This is a genomic window from Pseudoalteromonas sp. Z9A5, from assembly GCF_011378875.1.
Lineage (GTDB): Bacteria > Pseudomonadota > Gammaproteobacteria > Enterobacterales > Alteromonadaceae > Pseudoalteromonas.
The window spans coordinates 1-13,452 of sequence record NZ_WTLC01000032.1; the positions used below are offsets into that span (position 1 = coordinate 1).

The 13,452-nt window shown below is 36.6% G+C and carries 16 protein-coding genes; 14 read left to right on the plus strand and 2 right to left on the minus strand.

The annotated features are described in order from the left end of the window. Positions 1-518 precede the first annotated feature (518 nt). Positions 519-914 (plus strand): hypothetical protein, encoded by a 396-nt coding sequence (locus tag GQR56_RS15220; protein ID WP_166113049.1) that lies wholly within the window; start codon positions 519-521, stop codon positions 912-914. A gap of 183 nt (positions 915-1,097) precedes the next feature. Here the strand turns inward: GQR56_RS15220 and GQR56_RS15225 are convergent, their stop codons facing one another. Continuing rightward, on the minus strand, positions 1,098-2,306 hold the full coding sequence (locus tag GQR56_RS15225) for an IS256 family transposase (RefSeq protein WP_166113052.1): 1,209 nt from the start codon (positions 2,304-2,306) through the stop codon (positions 1,098-1,100). 39 nt (positions 2,307-2,345) lie between these two features. On the opposite strand from GQR56_RS15225, the gene GQR56_RS15230 reads away from it, so the two are divergent. The 9 genes from GQR56_RS15230 to GQR56_RS15270 all read left to right on the plus strand — a co-directional run bounded on the left by GQR56_RS15230 (position 2,346) and on the right by GQR56_RS15270 (position 8,097). Then, positions 2,346-2,837 carry a hypothetical protein gene (locus GQR56_RS15230; RefSeq protein ID WP_166113055.1) on the plus strand — a complete coding sequence of 164 codons (492 nt, stop codon included), beginning with the start codon at positions 2,346-2,348 and terminating at the stop codon, positions 2,835-2,837. A gap of 956 nt (positions 2,838-3,793) precedes the next feature. Then, a complete protein-coding gene (locus GQR56_RS15235) occupies positions 3,794-4,078 on the plus strand; it encodes a GIY-YIG nuclease family protein (RefSeq protein ID WP_166113058.1) in 285 nt (94 codons plus the stop codon). Between the two features lie 214 nt (positions 4,079-4,292). Further along, the gene (locus GQR56_RS15240) at positions 4,293-4,622 is read left to right on the plus strand and encodes a hypothetical protein (protein ID WP_166113061.1); all 330 of its coding nucleotides are present in this window, start codon (positions 4,293-4,295) and stop codon (positions 4,620-4,622) included. Between the two features lie 47 nt (positions 4,623-4,669). Further along, positions 4,670-5,569, plus strand: a complete 900-nt coding sequence (locus tag GQR56_RS15245) for a hypothetical protein (RefSeq protein WP_166113064.1) — start codon at positions 4,670-4,672, stop codon at positions 5,567-5,569. A 395-nt stretch (positions 5,570-5,964) separates the two neighbouring features. Further along, positions 5,965-6,357 carry a hypothetical protein gene (locus GQR56_RS15250; RefSeq protein ID WP_024610911.1) on the plus strand — a complete coding sequence of 131 codons (393 nt, stop codon included), beginning with the start codon at positions 5,965-5,967 and terminating at the stop codon, positions 6,355-6,357. A 173-nt stretch (positions 6,358-6,530) separates the two neighbouring features. Next, a complete protein-coding gene (locus GQR56_RS15255; protein WP_024610910.1) occupies positions 6,531-6,884 on the plus strand; it encodes a hypothetical protein in 354 nt (117 codons plus the stop codon). A 135-nt stretch (positions 6,885-7,019) separates the two neighbouring features. Beyond that, positions 7,020-7,175, plus strand: coding sequence for a hypothetical protein (locus GQR56_RS15260; RefSeq protein WP_158001065.1), 156 nt, complete (start codon positions 7,020-7,022; stop codon positions 7,173-7,175). Positions 7,176-7,210: 35 nt separating this feature from the next. Beyond that, positions 7,211-7,627 (plus strand): hypothetical protein, encoded by a 417-nt coding sequence (locus GQR56_RS15265; protein ID WP_024610909.1) that lies wholly within the window; start codon positions 7,211-7,213, stop codon positions 7,625-7,627. Between the two features lie 92 nt (positions 7,628-7,719). Further along, positions 7,720-8,097, plus strand: a complete 378-nt coding sequence (locus GQR56_RS15270) for a hypothetical protein (protein WP_024610908.1) — start codon at positions 7,720-7,722, stop codon at positions 8,095-8,097. A 61-nt stretch (positions 8,098-8,158) separates the two neighbouring features. On the opposite strand, the gene GQR56_RS15275 is transcribed toward GQR56_RS15270, so the two are convergent. Then, on the minus strand, positions 8,159-8,497 hold the full coding sequence (locus GQR56_RS15275) for a zinc ribbon domain-containing protein YjdM (RefSeq protein WP_166113067.1): 339 nt from the start codon (positions 8,495-8,497) through the stop codon (positions 8,159-8,161). Between the two features lie 305 nt (positions 8,498-8,802). On the opposite strand from GQR56_RS15275, the gene GQR56_RS15280 reads away from it, so the two are divergent. The 4 genes from GQR56_RS15280 (at position 8,803) to GQR56_RS15295 (ending at position 13,421) form a co-directional block, all read left to right on the plus strand. Continuing rightward, on the plus strand, positions 8,803-10,197 hold the full coding sequence (locus tag GQR56_RS15280) for a RimK family protein (protein WP_166113070.1): 1,395 nt from the start codon (positions 8,803-8,805) through the stop codon (positions 10,195-10,197). Positions 10,198-10,201: 4 nt separating this feature from the next. Next, positions 10,202-11,314: a GNAT family N-acetyltransferase/peptidase C39 family protein gene (locus tag GQR56_RS15285; RefSeq protein ID WP_166113073.1), complete on the plus strand. Its 1,113-nt coding sequence runs from the start codon at positions 10,202-10,204 to the stop codon at positions 11,312-11,314. A gap of 8 nt (positions 11,315-11,322) precedes the next feature. Continuing rightward, entirely contained in the window at positions 11,323-11,838 is a 516-nt protein-coding gene (locus tag GQR56_RS15290; protein ID WP_166113076.1) for an MgtC/SapB family protein, read from the plus strand. A gap of 182 nt (positions 11,839-12,020) precedes the next feature. Continuing rightward, entirely contained in the window at positions 12,021-13,421 is a 1,401-nt protein-coding gene (locus GQR56_RS15295) for a M28 family metallopeptidase (RefSeq protein WP_166113079.1), read from the plus strand. The last annotated feature ends 31 nt before the right edge of the window (positions 13,422-13,452 follow it).

Below are 13,452 nucleotides of genomic sequence, written 5' to 3' on the forward strand. Positions count from 1 at the left end.
ATGAGGGTTCGGTGTAACGTTTTTTAGCGAATTCAATTATACCTTATCCTCATGCTGTTTGTTTTTTATACCGCAAAGATCAACACGCCCTAGTATGGGAAGAAATACTTGATGTAACTGATGAGGTGCTTGTTGACGATGAAACTGTCGTAACGAGTGTGGAGGAAATTGCAAGATTTAAAAAAGTAGTTAATTATTTAAATTCTTTATTAGAAGCTTGTGATCCAGAACTAATACCACCTTCAACTTGAGATAATTATCATGGTCAATGTAATTCGTGCTTACAGCAAATAAAAAGCTATCAAAGTAATCGGAACATTGGGCATATTACAAATGCTAATAAGCATCTAGATAATTTATTAACTTATATTAGACCTTATCAAGTTGTTGCAGGTAAAGCAGCAAAGTCTGCAAGTGCCTCATTCGTAGCGTACACGAAAAAAATTAATTCAAAGTTAAATTCATTTCAAACTGAAGCAAGCTCTATTTTGGATACAATTTCTAAGTATAAGGAGAGTGTGTCAAGCCTTGTTTCAGAATCAGAGGTTTCAAATCAACGTATTAAAGAATTAGAAACACATTACTTTGATGACGGTGAAGAAGAAAGCTTAAGTACCAGAATTAATAGTTTTGAGGAAAAACTCGAAGAAAGCTATGAAAAAATTCAACAGTATAAAAGCGATTTGCTTGATGGGGATAGCGTTAACGAATCAATTGCGTCTGAAATAAATAGTGCATTGGAGTTAGCAGAAACCGAATCAGAAACCATTAAAAGTTTACTTAGTGAAGTTAAAGGTAAGCTAAAGGATTTTAGAGAATATCATTTAGATGTATTTGGAACTAAGAATGATGAAGGGAATTTCGAAGGAGGTTTAAAGGCCGAAATTATTGCTAGAGAAAAACATTTAGAATAATTTAAAAAGCAACAAGAATTAAAATATAAAACTCTAAATGATGAAATTGAAAGCCTATTGCCAGGGGCAACAAGTGCAGGATTAGCCACTGCCTACCACGATCTTAAAGAGTCTTTTAATAAACCGATTGAAAATTATTCAAGAGCCTGTAACGGATTCTGTGTAACTGCCCGTTTTTAGATTTTAAATATGCTTACTGAGGCGTTCCTCAAATTCAATGATAAAACGACTCATTGCATTACGCCAGTCTCGAATTGGCATCGTCCATTTTTTCGACGCCTCTTTTATTGCCAAATAAATCATTTTTCTTGCAGAATCGTCATTTGGAAAGAGCTTACGTTTTTTAATCGCTCGACGAATAACGCTGTTGAGTGATTCAATAGCATTCGTTGTATAAATGGCTTTGCGTATTGCCTCAGGGTAATTAAATAGCGTATTTAGATTATCCCAATTCGCACGCCATGACTTGGCTATTTGAGGGTACTGACTGTCCCATTTCTCTGCAAATCGCTCCAACTCTAGCAACACCTCTTCTTCTGTCGACGAACGGTAAATCAACTTTAAATCTGCCGTAACGGCTTTATAATCTTTCCATGAAACATATTTCAATGAGTTGCGAACCATATGCACTATGCACAACTGAACATGTGTTTGCGGGTAAGCTGTATTTATCGCATCAGGAAAACCTTTCAGGCCGTCTACGCACGCGATTAAGATATCTTCAACGCCCCGTTGACTTAATTCAGTGAGCACACCTAGCCAGAACTTAGCGCCTTCATTTTCAGAAATCCACATGCCAAGCAGTTCTTTATGACCATCAATATTAATACCTAAGGCAAGGTAGATAGACTTTTTGATAACGCGCTTATCTTGGCGTATTTTTACAACCAAGCAGTCCAAATAAACAATAGGATAAATGGCATCCAGTGGCCGGGATTGCCATTCTGTAACCTGCTCCATCACAGCACTGGTTACACGTGACACCAATGTAAGAGAAATATCAGCGCCATACCACTCATCAAATGCATTAACGATATCGCGGGTGCTCATACCTTGTGCATATAGCCACAGAATCTTATCATCCATTGAAGTAAATCGAGCTTGATGCTTTTTAACTAGCTGTGGCTCAAAAGAGCCTTCACGGTCACGGGGCGTATTAAGCTCAAACTCACCATCTTCCGTTTTGATGCGCTTACTTGTTTTACCATTTCGGCTATTGGTGTTCGTGGATTTACTGTGTTTTTGATAGCCTAAATGCTCATCCATTTCTGCATTAAGCGCCGCTTCAACCGTTATTTTTTTTAACATTTGGCTAAATTGATTTAAATCATCAGGTGTTTTAATACTTTTAGCAGCTTCTTTTGCAAACGCTTCGAGTTCTTCTTTATTCATGTTCATCGCCTAATCCTTAAACTCTTGATAGAGTAAATTATGATAGGCATTTACACAAAATTAGTTACATCCTCTTATTCAAAGCTATTTTATAGCTCAATATCCGTATTAGTTTTGGTTGCTCTTTTATCTATTACTCAAGAAGTTGGGCTTTTTTTTATTAAGTTTGTTGAAATTACAGACCTAAGTAAGCTTGCTTCAAACATTTTGTATAAGTTACCTATTGTGTTGCCTGTTTTATGGCTTACTTTGTTTGCATCTAAGAGAAGGAGTGAAAGTCAGCGATTACAACAAGAGTATGCTCATAAAGAGGCATTAGCTAAATCATATCAAAATTTTAAAATGCAGATCGAAGCATTGGATCAATCAGATCCTGACTTAATGAAAAAGCTACTTGTATCAGCTATTGATGCAGTATCTAAAAATGCATCAGATACATTGGATAAAAAACATGGAGATAAATCTCCTATGCATGAAGGTGTCGATGGATTTTTAAGCGCAATAGAAAGAACCAAAAAAGCAGTTTCATAGTAAGTCAATAAAGCATAAATTAGAATGACATCTATTCTAATTATTACAAAAAAGTCAATGAAAACAGTGTTGGTAGTGCGTTTTATAAATAATGAATCACACAAAAAGTTGATCTACACCAACAAAATAAAAGTAAAAATAGACAGCTCGACGATAGCTGTTTACTAAAGGATGATAAACAACCCGGCTGTATAGAGCCGGCTTTCCTCTAAATAAAAAGCGGAATATTACGGTGAATAAAGGGATGAATAAATTAACTCTACGGGTTCAAATGAAAGTGAATGCCTTTACTTTATTGTGCAGCAACTGTATTGCCTTGTTCATAATATAGAAAAGCTGCAAAACACGATGCATTAAGAAGGGTAAGCGCTTTTACCCTAAATAAAAGCCACTCAACCACCCGTAATCCCTTCTAAAACGCCAATTAAAACAACACCAAACTCTTTTTTATATTCTGCGTAAAAATACAGTAATCGATTGAACCAAAATAGGAACTCAGCTATAGTTTGTTTATCAATAAAAATAAATAAAAAACGAGTTAATCTACAGGCTCGTTAGGTGTTTAAACGGTATATATGACTTTTCGAGTTGAGCAATCTAAAAAGAAAAGAGACTCCTTTGGTAATTATGATTATCATATCTATAAAGATAACTCATTGATCGCTACTTATTGGCATGATTATCGTCGGGATGGGAGTGGGATTAAATTTAAAAGTGGTATCAAAGGAGCTGCTATAACTTCCCCATTTCTTGAGGGTGGAGGTCCAAAACCACATTCACTTAGCTCTTGGGCAATTAACTATCTAAGTGAACATAGCGAGTAAATATTAACTTTGGGTGTACGCAACACCAAACAAGAGTTTTCAAGTCGGAAAACTTACCGCTGGTCATCGCTCCGTGATTATAACCAACGTCAATTTTTCGCTTAAAACAGTGTTAGGGCTACAAGAATATATATGCCACTCTATTTTATCACCGAAAATAAGGATTTGTTGAACCAAAGAATTAAGATCGGTATTAGTAATAATCCAGCACAACGCCTTAAAAACCTTCAAACGGGCAACTTCCGAAGATTAGCTCTAATGGGGTGGGTCAACAGCAATAATAACCGGAAACTAGAAAAAGAATTTCACCAAAAATACAGCGCTATAAACATTATTGGCGAGTGGTTCGAAATAAATCACGAGATAGTTTTAGAATTACTCTTTTTTAAGAAAAACCGCCTGTTTTATAGGGTTTAAATGCATTACCTAATGCTCTAAAACGCTGAAATTCATCGCAGAAGCTCGTTTTTAATTGGATTTGGCTGCTGGAGTTATTCTACAACCTGTTATGTGAACATGATGAATTGTCCATCATTTGTAAATAAGGGAATTTATGAATTACTACACTATTAATATAATGTTCAAGTAACAAGACGAGTCTGATCGTGTTTTTGATGTTTATCACTCAAAAATGTCGCCTAGCACTGACTATCTTGAAACGATTTTATCTCAAGTATTTAATTCAGAGAAAATAATTAATACGAAAGAAATAACAATAGAGTCATTTAAAATATTTACTAATGAATTAGAAATTAGTTGTTATGGTTCTAAATGCCCAAGTTTTGAAGTTGAAACTTTAATAAAAAATCTTATCATCGATGATGAAAATGCTATCAAATTAGAAACCCATTATGACGGCGATGGAAATAATGGGTTCTATTATTTAGTGAATGGGATAAAAGCAACTAAATCTAAATACCAAGGTTTTATTAAAAAAATAAGATTCAGGACCCTACGGTAGAGTTTGTTAGGTGTTTAAAAGATTCTGAATTTAAAAAAGCATATGCTTTGTTAGATAAATGTGACTTATCAAAAATTGACTCAAATGACGAGGATAGCACTTGGTTGTATTGTTTATTGCAAGAGGAAAAATATTCTGAGTTAGTAATAAAGCTAATCGAGCATAAAGTTATTACTGAGTTTGACCCAAGCAATAAAAATACGTGGTTAGAGAACGTAATTTTAGAATCCCCATTACCGATCCTTGAATGTTATTTAAATATGGGCTACAAATCGATCAGTAGAGATACAGAATTAACTCCTGTTCATTGTGCTTTAAGCTCATCTACACCTGATTCAATTAAAAAACTAAAATTAGTTATTGATACGTTTCCTGATGACGTATCTAAAGTAACTAAATATGGCTCTGCTTTGTGGGAAAGAGGAAGTAACATAGCCTGTTCTGAATATCTCGAATCGACTGGGGCAGAAACAATTTCACCTTTGGGTTTCTATGACAATATTAGTATTATTGATAAAATTACTGAATCTGCAAAGCATAATGACATCAATGCTTTTGAACAATTTTATGAAAAAAAATATAGGGGCATAGCATTATTTATCTCTATGCAAAACCAATCAGATAAGATTATTGCATATTTGAATAATGAATCATTAATAAATTGGCTTGAAGTAATAGACGGCAATTTTATTCTTTCTACAGACAAATTTGACCGCCAATTCGAGGGCATGGCTTTTTGTGAATTAGCTCTTGACCCTTTAAAGTATGATAATTATTTCTGGCAGTCATTAAATATAGTAGAACTTATAAGAATGAGCTTACCTAAAAACATTAAAGCTATGAAATTATCCGGTGAAGAGTATTCTAAAGAAATAGTTGCAGATTCTAAACGTGATTTAACAAGATATAAACGGTGGTGTGATAAAAATCGACTGAATATCAAGTAGTCAGGTTCTCCATTGCTCACATGACAACACGCCCTTAGCTGGACGGCTTGTAAAATTTAGCTATTAATTGCAAATTTTTAAAGTGGTGAATCTCTGCGTTTTAAGGCCGCTAAATACGTCGATTTATCGTAGGGGGTATTCGTTTTCAAAACCTAAATACAATCCTTATTCACTTAAATGCCAGTGATCTAATAATGCTGTTATGCGGATTATCCTCGGCTTTTTGTTGCTCATAATACGCTTTAGCCCAAAATGAAAGTGAAATAGACGGTACAATCGGACGACGATAGCTGTTAATTAACGAATGGCAAACGACTTCGCTTTATAGAGCCGGCTTTCCTCTAAATAAAAAACGAGTTAATCTACAGGCTCGTTATACGTAATCTAGGGATTAGATGAAACCTGAAATTATCAATTCAAATTGGCCGAACGCACTTCGTTGGTTTTTGGTACAAAACACTGAGAGTTTTTGTCCTTGGCATTTTTTATCTCACGCAGCAGAATTTGAGTTTGCCGCTAAGGCTTTTGCTAACGAAGATACAGAAAATAGAATGATATTTGTATTTGCTAGCCGACAAGACAATGACGATTTTGCAGGTCTCGAAATTGTTGATGGCACAATTACTGATAAGGTTATTGTATTCCATCCAGTTTTTGGCTCAGGTAAATCAGAGCGGAGTTGGGATGTTGTAGAAACAGAATACAATGATGTATTTGAGTTTTTATCAAATCATATTGTTCAAGATATGAAAGATTGGGCACTTACGGAAGATGCTTCTGATTTTTGAGTGAATATGTATAAAAAGGTGTATAGGTTCAAATGATAACATCACCGGTGGCGGTTTTGGTGACTAGTGCCATATAACATAACAACAAACTACATTACTTTGCTCATTGGGAAAAAAGCCTCGCTGTCGCTTAGCTTTTCCCGTTATTGTAAGCGTTATGCGTAGGGAGGAATATGCACATAGATGATTCAGAAGATCGTGAAAACTATGTCTTAAAACACTGTAGAGATTTTATGACCTCTCGGGAAAGGAAAATTATTAATGCCTCTGGTAAACTTAGACTACAGTACCAAGGCAATGCTAATGAGAAATCGCGTTTAATAATGTGGTCCTTAACGGGAGCAAATAAAGATAAGCTTATTGAGCAAGTCCTAATTGGTGATCCAAAACCAATCCTGACTAAAATTGCTAAACGCATCATAATTGATCATCAATATGCGATAAAGACATGCCCTGATTGTGGCTATGTCCTTAGAACCCCAAAAGCCATGCAGTGCAGAAAATGTTTCAAATCTTGGCACGATTAAACGCACAATTAAACGCATAATTGTAGAGTTTTGCATTAGCCGAAATTATCGATTTTGCGTGAGTTTAATGCAGGTGTAGTTACTTGTTTTTCCAAAGTCAGTTCAATCTATATAATTAAATTCTATGAGTATTAAATGAGCGCTATGTTAGAAAAATACCGTTGGTATAATACTCTCAAAGGCAAGCGAGATATTGGTAATCGTAGCGCTTTACTTACTCGTTATGGTGTTTTGTCTATTTTTTATTATGGATTTACAAGCAGTCGATTAAATTTTGCATGCATGCAATAAATCAGTTCCTTATTTAGGGTTACAGGTTAACAAATATGATTAAATTTATAGTAACAATGTTGATTTTCGTTGCTTTTGTATCGAATGCTGATGACGATTTTTCCTCTTCGTTTGTATCTGGGAATTATCGGCTAATAGGTCAAGGGATAGATACTGACGTTTCTTATAGTGGCACTATTTCAATCTATTTAGAAAATAATCAATTGAAAATAAAAAGAAAGATAAATGGAAACGTTATTAATGGGGTCGCTAGTTTTAAATCTACTCTAAGTGGTGATTCTAAAGTTTTACGAATTGAGTTTTCAGAAAATAAAATCGACTATGAAGAAACATGTTTGTGGAGTAGTGATTTGGATAATTACGCCAGAATTACGTGTTATTTATATACCCCTGGTTCCAAAATAAAGAAACCAGGAATAGAAGCATTTTTTATTGATCACTCACTTAATTAAATGTGAAATAAAGTGTTAAAAACGAAACTAAAGAATTGGGTCAATATTAATAACCCACTTTATTAAACTATTTAAGTGAGAAGGGACGAACAATGAATCAGCTAATTGTTAAAAATGTCGACTGTTATGGTGATGAAACGGCAACAATCACTTTAAAAAGTGAATTTGTGTCTATAGATATATTTTGCCATTTATGTGATTTTAAAAATGGAGATAAAGTAGAAGATTTATTGGACGTTTTAGATGTAGATGTTAAATCAGCATATCTTAATGATTGGTCCGAGAGTTTAATACAAGAAAAATCTACAATGTGGATCCAAAAACAAGGTCCGTATGAGTACATAGGCTGCGGCAAAGTTATTGATTTTGAAAGTGGAATAATTAATGTGCTTGGCTTTCATATAAATTTTGATCAAAAATTATATTCTGACTGGGTTGAGTTTAAAATTAGCCGATTAGAATTGTGGTAAATTACGGCTAACAAATTAAAACTGACTCAAAACACTTAGTCTGTGTTTTATTCTGTCAAATTTAGCTCGCCTTTTTCACAAACTTTGCAGTCACCATCATTTCGCCAATACCCTCAACTTTGCAATCAAGTTCGTGGTCTTTTTTATCAAGCACTCGCCTTACAACCGCTTTGGTGCCAATTTTAATTACTTGCGAGCTACCTTTAATTTTTAAATCTTTGGCTACTGTCACTTTGTCGCCATCATTTAGCAAAGTGCCATTGGCATCTTTTACGCTAAAAGCGTCTTCATCGTTTGTATTATTTGGATTCCACTCATAGGCGCATTCGGGGCAAACAAGCAGTTGTTGGTCTTCGTAAACATATTCACATTGGCATTTTGTGCAAGCAGGTAGCGACATTTTTAACTCTCATAAAGTACTCGTTTTGCGTATTTTAAAGGGCTAAATTAATAAAATACAGTTAATAAGTAATTTTCATCTTCACGCTAAAAATATCTCGTTTGTGCGTTTTAAAAAAAGGGCATATAAAGCACATGTCGCTTAAGCAATTTAAGCGCTAACTCGTACAGTAGGTACTTGTTAAAGCACCCATCGTATTAAGTGATTTGCAATAATGCGCCACTTAGTACGATGGGTGTTTCTATTTATAATGCTTAATATTTTACTAGGCATGCTTTTATATTTTGACTTAACTAGGAAAAGTCGTGTTTAAAACCTTAATTGTGGTTGATAACAACGAGCAAACGCTTGCTCAATCGTTCGAAAATGTAATTACGTTTAATACCTATTTACGTGATTACCCAAAACATAACGAACCAAAAACACGCATTATTAATCTGTGCGACTCAAGCCAATACTTGAGCAAAGGTTACTATTGCTCGTTACTTGCTGAGGCGCGCAAACACCAAGTTTTACCCAGTGTAAAAACCATTAATGCACTTCGCAGTGGTCAAGCACCTATGCTAAATTTGGGCCAAATAGATGGCGCACTTTACTTTGGTAATGCCCAAAACGATTTACAGTCAAAAGCGGCAAAGTCGGTATTTAAACAATATCCTGCGCCTATTTTATTTGTTGATGAACAAGGCTTATTACAACAAGGGTCTTTGTCGTCTTTAAGTGAGCAGCAGTACAGTGACTTTGTTGCAAAGCTAGATAACTTTACTAAAACTCAGTGGCGTATTAGTTCGGTACAACGTCGTTTTAGATGGGACATGGCAATACTTGTTGATCATAACGAAAAAGTGCCGCCGAGTGATAAAGACGCCATTGCGCGTTTTATTAAAGCAGCGGCTAAACACGGTATTAATGCACAAGCATTAAGTTTTGACGAAATTGATAACATTGCTCAATTTGATGCGTTATTTATTCGCCAAACTACAGCGATTGACCACCCAACGTATCGCCTTGCGAGCAAAGCGCAAAGCCTTGGTTTAGTGGTTATTGACGACGCTGAGTCTATTTTACGTTGTTGTAATAAAGTGTATTTACACGATGCATTTAATTATCAAAAAGTGCCAAGTTTAAAAACGGTTGTAGTGGCTGATCAATCAAGTGAAACGCTTGAGCAATTAGAAGAAGCGTTTACGTATCCGCTTGTTTTAAAAATGCCTGAAGGGTCTTTTTCAAAAGGTGTTTTTAAAGTTTCAAACCGTGATGAGCTTGAAGCTAAGCTTACAGAGCTGTTTGAGTTTAGCGCATTAGTGCTTGCACAAGAGTACATGTATACCGAATACGATTGGCGAGTGGGTGTGTTAAATGGTCGTGCAATTTATGCATGTCGTTATTTAATGGCGCGTAACCATTGGCAAATTTATAACCACGATGCTAAACGGTTTTTCTCTGGTGGCTTTGAAACATTGCCAACCTTTGAGTTACCAAAAGCGGTATTAGATGCAGCTTTAAAAGCATGTAAAACAGTGGGTAAAGGTTTATATGGCGTAGATGTTAAAGAGCATCAAGGCAAAGCATACGTGCTTGAAGTAAACGACAACCCAAGTATTGATCACAAAGTAGAAGACGGCTATTTAGGCGACGAGCTATACATGATCATTATGGATGAATTTAAACAACGCTTAGAAGCACGAGGCCGTGGGTAATAACATGAGCAACCTTGTTATTCGAAAAGCGCTTAGCAGTGATTTAAATGCACTGATTGACGTTGAAAATGCCTGCTTTAATAATGATAAATTGAGCCCGCGCAGTTTAAAGCGCTGGCTAAGTGCTAAGCACGGTATTTTACTCGTTGCAGAAAATGGCGAGCAAATATGCGGCTATGGGCTAGTGTGGTGCCATAAAGGGACTCGTTTAGCGCGTTTATATTCGCTTGCTGTTTTACCAACTATGCAAGGTAAAGGTATTGCAAAAGCACTGCTTACTAGCCTTGAAAAAGAAACGTATGAGCGCGCTCGGCTGTACTTGCGCTTAGAAGTGGCTGTAAATAACGAAAGTGCGATTGGGCTTTATACAAGTTTAGGTTACAGGGTATTTGGTCAATACAGCGATTATTACGATGACCACAGTGACGCACTACGAATGCAAAAAAACATTCGACAAACAAGTGAGTTAAAAGTGGCGCGTTTAACGCCGTGGTATCAGCAAACAACTGAGTTTACGTGCGGACCTGCTGCGCTATTAATGGCAATGGGCGCACTTGAGCCTACTACTGAGCTTACTCAATCACATGAGTTAGCACTTTGGCGTGAAGGTACCACTATTTTTATGACATCGGGTCATGGTGGTTGCCATCCGTTTGGTTTGGCACTTGCGGCTAATAAGCGTGGTTTTAAAAGCGAGGTAATGGTTAATACCACCGAGCCTTTATTTTTAGATGGCGTACGCAACGAAAACAAAAAAGTGGTACTTGCCACAGTGCATCAACAATTTGTAGATGGTATTGCACAGGCAAATATACCCCTTACACATAAAGATGTAGAGCTTGAGCATATTGAGCAGTGGTTAAGTAAAGGCTTTAGTGTGCTGTTATTAATTAGCACATATAGTTTTGATGGTAAAAAATCGCCACATTGGGTGTGTGTTACGCACCTTGATGAGCATTGCGTGTATGTCCACGATCCGTTTTGTGAGCCTGGTAACGACAAACAGCTCGCAATCGATTGCCAATATGTACCTATTGCGCGAAGTGATTTTAGTAAAATGTCAGCGTTTGGTAGCCAACGTTTAAGAACAGCGGTGGCTATAGCTAATAAAATATAAGGTTAATAGTGACTTTTTTAGATTTAATTGATGTAGCCCCGTATTCGTGGGCGGCTATTGGTACTGCGGCTTTTTGTGGTGCCATTATTGGTATAGAGCGCCAATTGCGTGGTAAACCTGTAGGTATTCGTACTTCAGCGTTAATAACCTTGGGTACGTATTTGTTTTTATCCACTGCGTTTAATTTACAGGGGGATGTAATAGATCATTCTCGTGTAGTTGGGCAAATAATTACAGGTATTGGCTTTTTAGGTGCTGGCGTTATGCTTGCAAAAGATGGTGCGGTAGTTGGTGTAACATCTGCTGCGACCATTTGGGTGCTTGCATCAATAGGCGTTATGATAGCGACCGAAAACCTTGGTGCTGCAATAAAACTCTCGGTGCTGGTGGTCGGTATTTTATACGGTGTTGACGTACTTGAGGCTAAATTTAAAAGTTTAAGCAAAGGCGTACACACTAAAGTAAAAAATTATCAAAAACGTTACTATCGAAAAGAATTTGATGAAACAAAACGCCACGATTAGTGGCGTTTTTGTTTTATATACTTTTTATCGAACTCATTTAGCAATAAATTAGTTTAAGCAGTATTGAGGAAAACGCATTAATCTGCATTTCAGCGTAACCATGTTTATGTTTAACTCAAATATATTGCAGTAAAAGCGTGCTTGGGTAATGGTATGAGTTCAAATAATTAGGAGTCATATTTATGCTTAGCACACGTATTAAAATTACGAGCAAGGTTTTGCAATACAGCACACTTGCAGTAGCGTGTTCTTTTGTTCTGACAGCAAATGCGTCAGAGCTTAAATTTAAAGACCAAGAAAAACTTCATAACATTGCAGCTGAAATTTCAGCTAAGCGTATTGGCAGCGATATTCAAACGCTAGTGGATTTTGGTACGCGTCATACATTATCAGAAACAAAGTCAGACACCCGAGGCATTGGTGCAGCAAGACGTTGGATAAAAAAAGAGTTTGAAAAAATATCAGCTGATTGCGGTGGTTGCTTAGAAATAATAGAGGTAAAAGAGACTATATCGGGCGAAAAACGTATTCCGAATCCTGTTGAAGTAGTAAATATTGTTGCGATTCAACGCGGTATGAGCGAACCAAATAGAATGGTTATGATGTCGGGAGATATAGATTCACGTGTAAGCGATGTTATGGACTTTACCAGCGATTCGCCAGGCGCAAACGATAACGCATCAGGAGTGGCAGGCGTTATAGAAGCGGCTCGCGTATTAAGTAAGTATAAATTTAATGGCTCTGTTGTTTATGCTGCGCTTTCGGGCGAGGAGCAAGGGTTGTTTGGTGGTAAAATATTAACAGCTTATGCGCAAAAACATGATTGGCAAGTACATGGTGTTTTAAACAACGACATGATTGGCAATATTAGTGGTATTAATGGCGTAACGGATAATACAACCGCTCGTATATTTTCTGAAGGTACGCGTGTTGTAGAAACTAAAGAGCAAGCAAAAACACGTCGTTTTACTGGTGGCGAGGTTGACTCAGCGAGTCGTAACTTAGCACGTTATATAGACACAGTTGCCGACAGATACATTCCTAATTTAGATACTATGTTAGTTTACAGATTAGATAGGTTTGGTCGAGGAGGGCATCACCGTCCGTTTAATGATGCTGGATTTGCCGCAGTTCGTATTATGGAAACTAACGAAAACTATAATCATCAACACCAAGATTTACGCACTGAAAATGGAGTTGAGTACGGTGATACTATTGAGGGCGTTGATTTTGATTACACCGCAAAACTAACATCGTTAAATGCGGTAACTATGGCATCGATGGCTTGGGCGCCGGCGCCACCTAAAAAAGTCGAAATAGAGGGCGCAGTTACTGCCGATACTACCTTGTCGTGGCAAGAATCTAGCGATAGTAATGTTGCTGGCTACCGTATTTACTGGCGCTATACTAGCGAACCGCAATGGCAATATAGTAAAGCTGTTGGCAAAGTTACAACCGCGACGCTTAAAAATGTAGTGATTGATAATTACTATTTTGGCGTTGCTTCAATAAACAAAGAGGGAATTGAATCGCCAGTAGTATTTCCAGGTGATGTGGGCTCTTTTGACCATAATATAAAATAACGTTCAAAAATAGAGCAAACAGAACATTTTG

Coding starts and splice junctions, on each gene's coding strand:
- GQR56_RS15225 (WP_166113052.1), bottom strand. CDS start 2,306: ATGAATAAAGAAGAACTCGAAGCGTTTGCAAAAGAAGCTGCTAAAAGT.
- GQR56_RS15230 (WP_166113055.1), top strand. CDS start 2,346: ATGATAGGCATTTACACAAAATTAGTTACATCCTCTTATTCAAAGCTA.
- GQR56_RS15235 (WP_166113058.1), top strand. CDS start 3,794: ATGCCACTCTATTTTATCACCGAAAATAAGGATTTGTTGAACCAAAGA.
- GQR56_RS15240 (WP_166113061.1), top strand. CDS start 4,293: ATGTCGCCTAGCACTGACTATCTTGAAACGATTTTATCTCAAGTATTT.
- GQR56_RS15250 (WP_024610911.1), top strand. CDS start 5,965: ATGAAACCTGAAATTATCAATTCAAATTGGCCGAACGCACTTCGTTGG.
- GQR56_RS15255 (WP_024610910.1), top strand. CDS start 6,531: ATGCACATAGATGATTCAGAAGATCGTGAAAACTATGTCTTAAAACAC.
- GQR56_RS15260 (WP_158001065.1), top strand. CDS start 7,020: ATGAGCGCTATGTTAGAAAAATACCGTTGGTATAATACTCTCAAAGGC.
- GQR56_RS15265 (WP_024610909.1), top strand. CDS start 7,211: ATGATTAAATTTATAGTAACAATGTTGATTTTCGTTGCTTTTGTATCG.
- GQR56_RS15270 (WP_024610908.1), top strand. CDS start 7,720: ATGAATCAGCTAATTGTTAAAAATGTCGACTGTTATGGTGATGAAACG.
- GQR56_RS15275 (WP_166113067.1), bottom strand. CDS start 8,497: ATGTCGCTACCTGCTTGCACAAAATGCCAATGTGAATATGTTTACGAA.
- GQR56_RS15285 (WP_166113073.1), top strand. CDS start 10,202: ATGAGCAACCTTGTTATTCGAAAAGCGCTTAGCAGTGATTTAAATGCA.
- GQR56_RS15295 (WP_166113079.1), top strand. CDS start 12,021: ATGCTTAGCACACGTATTAAAATTACGAGCAAGGTTTTGCAATACAGC.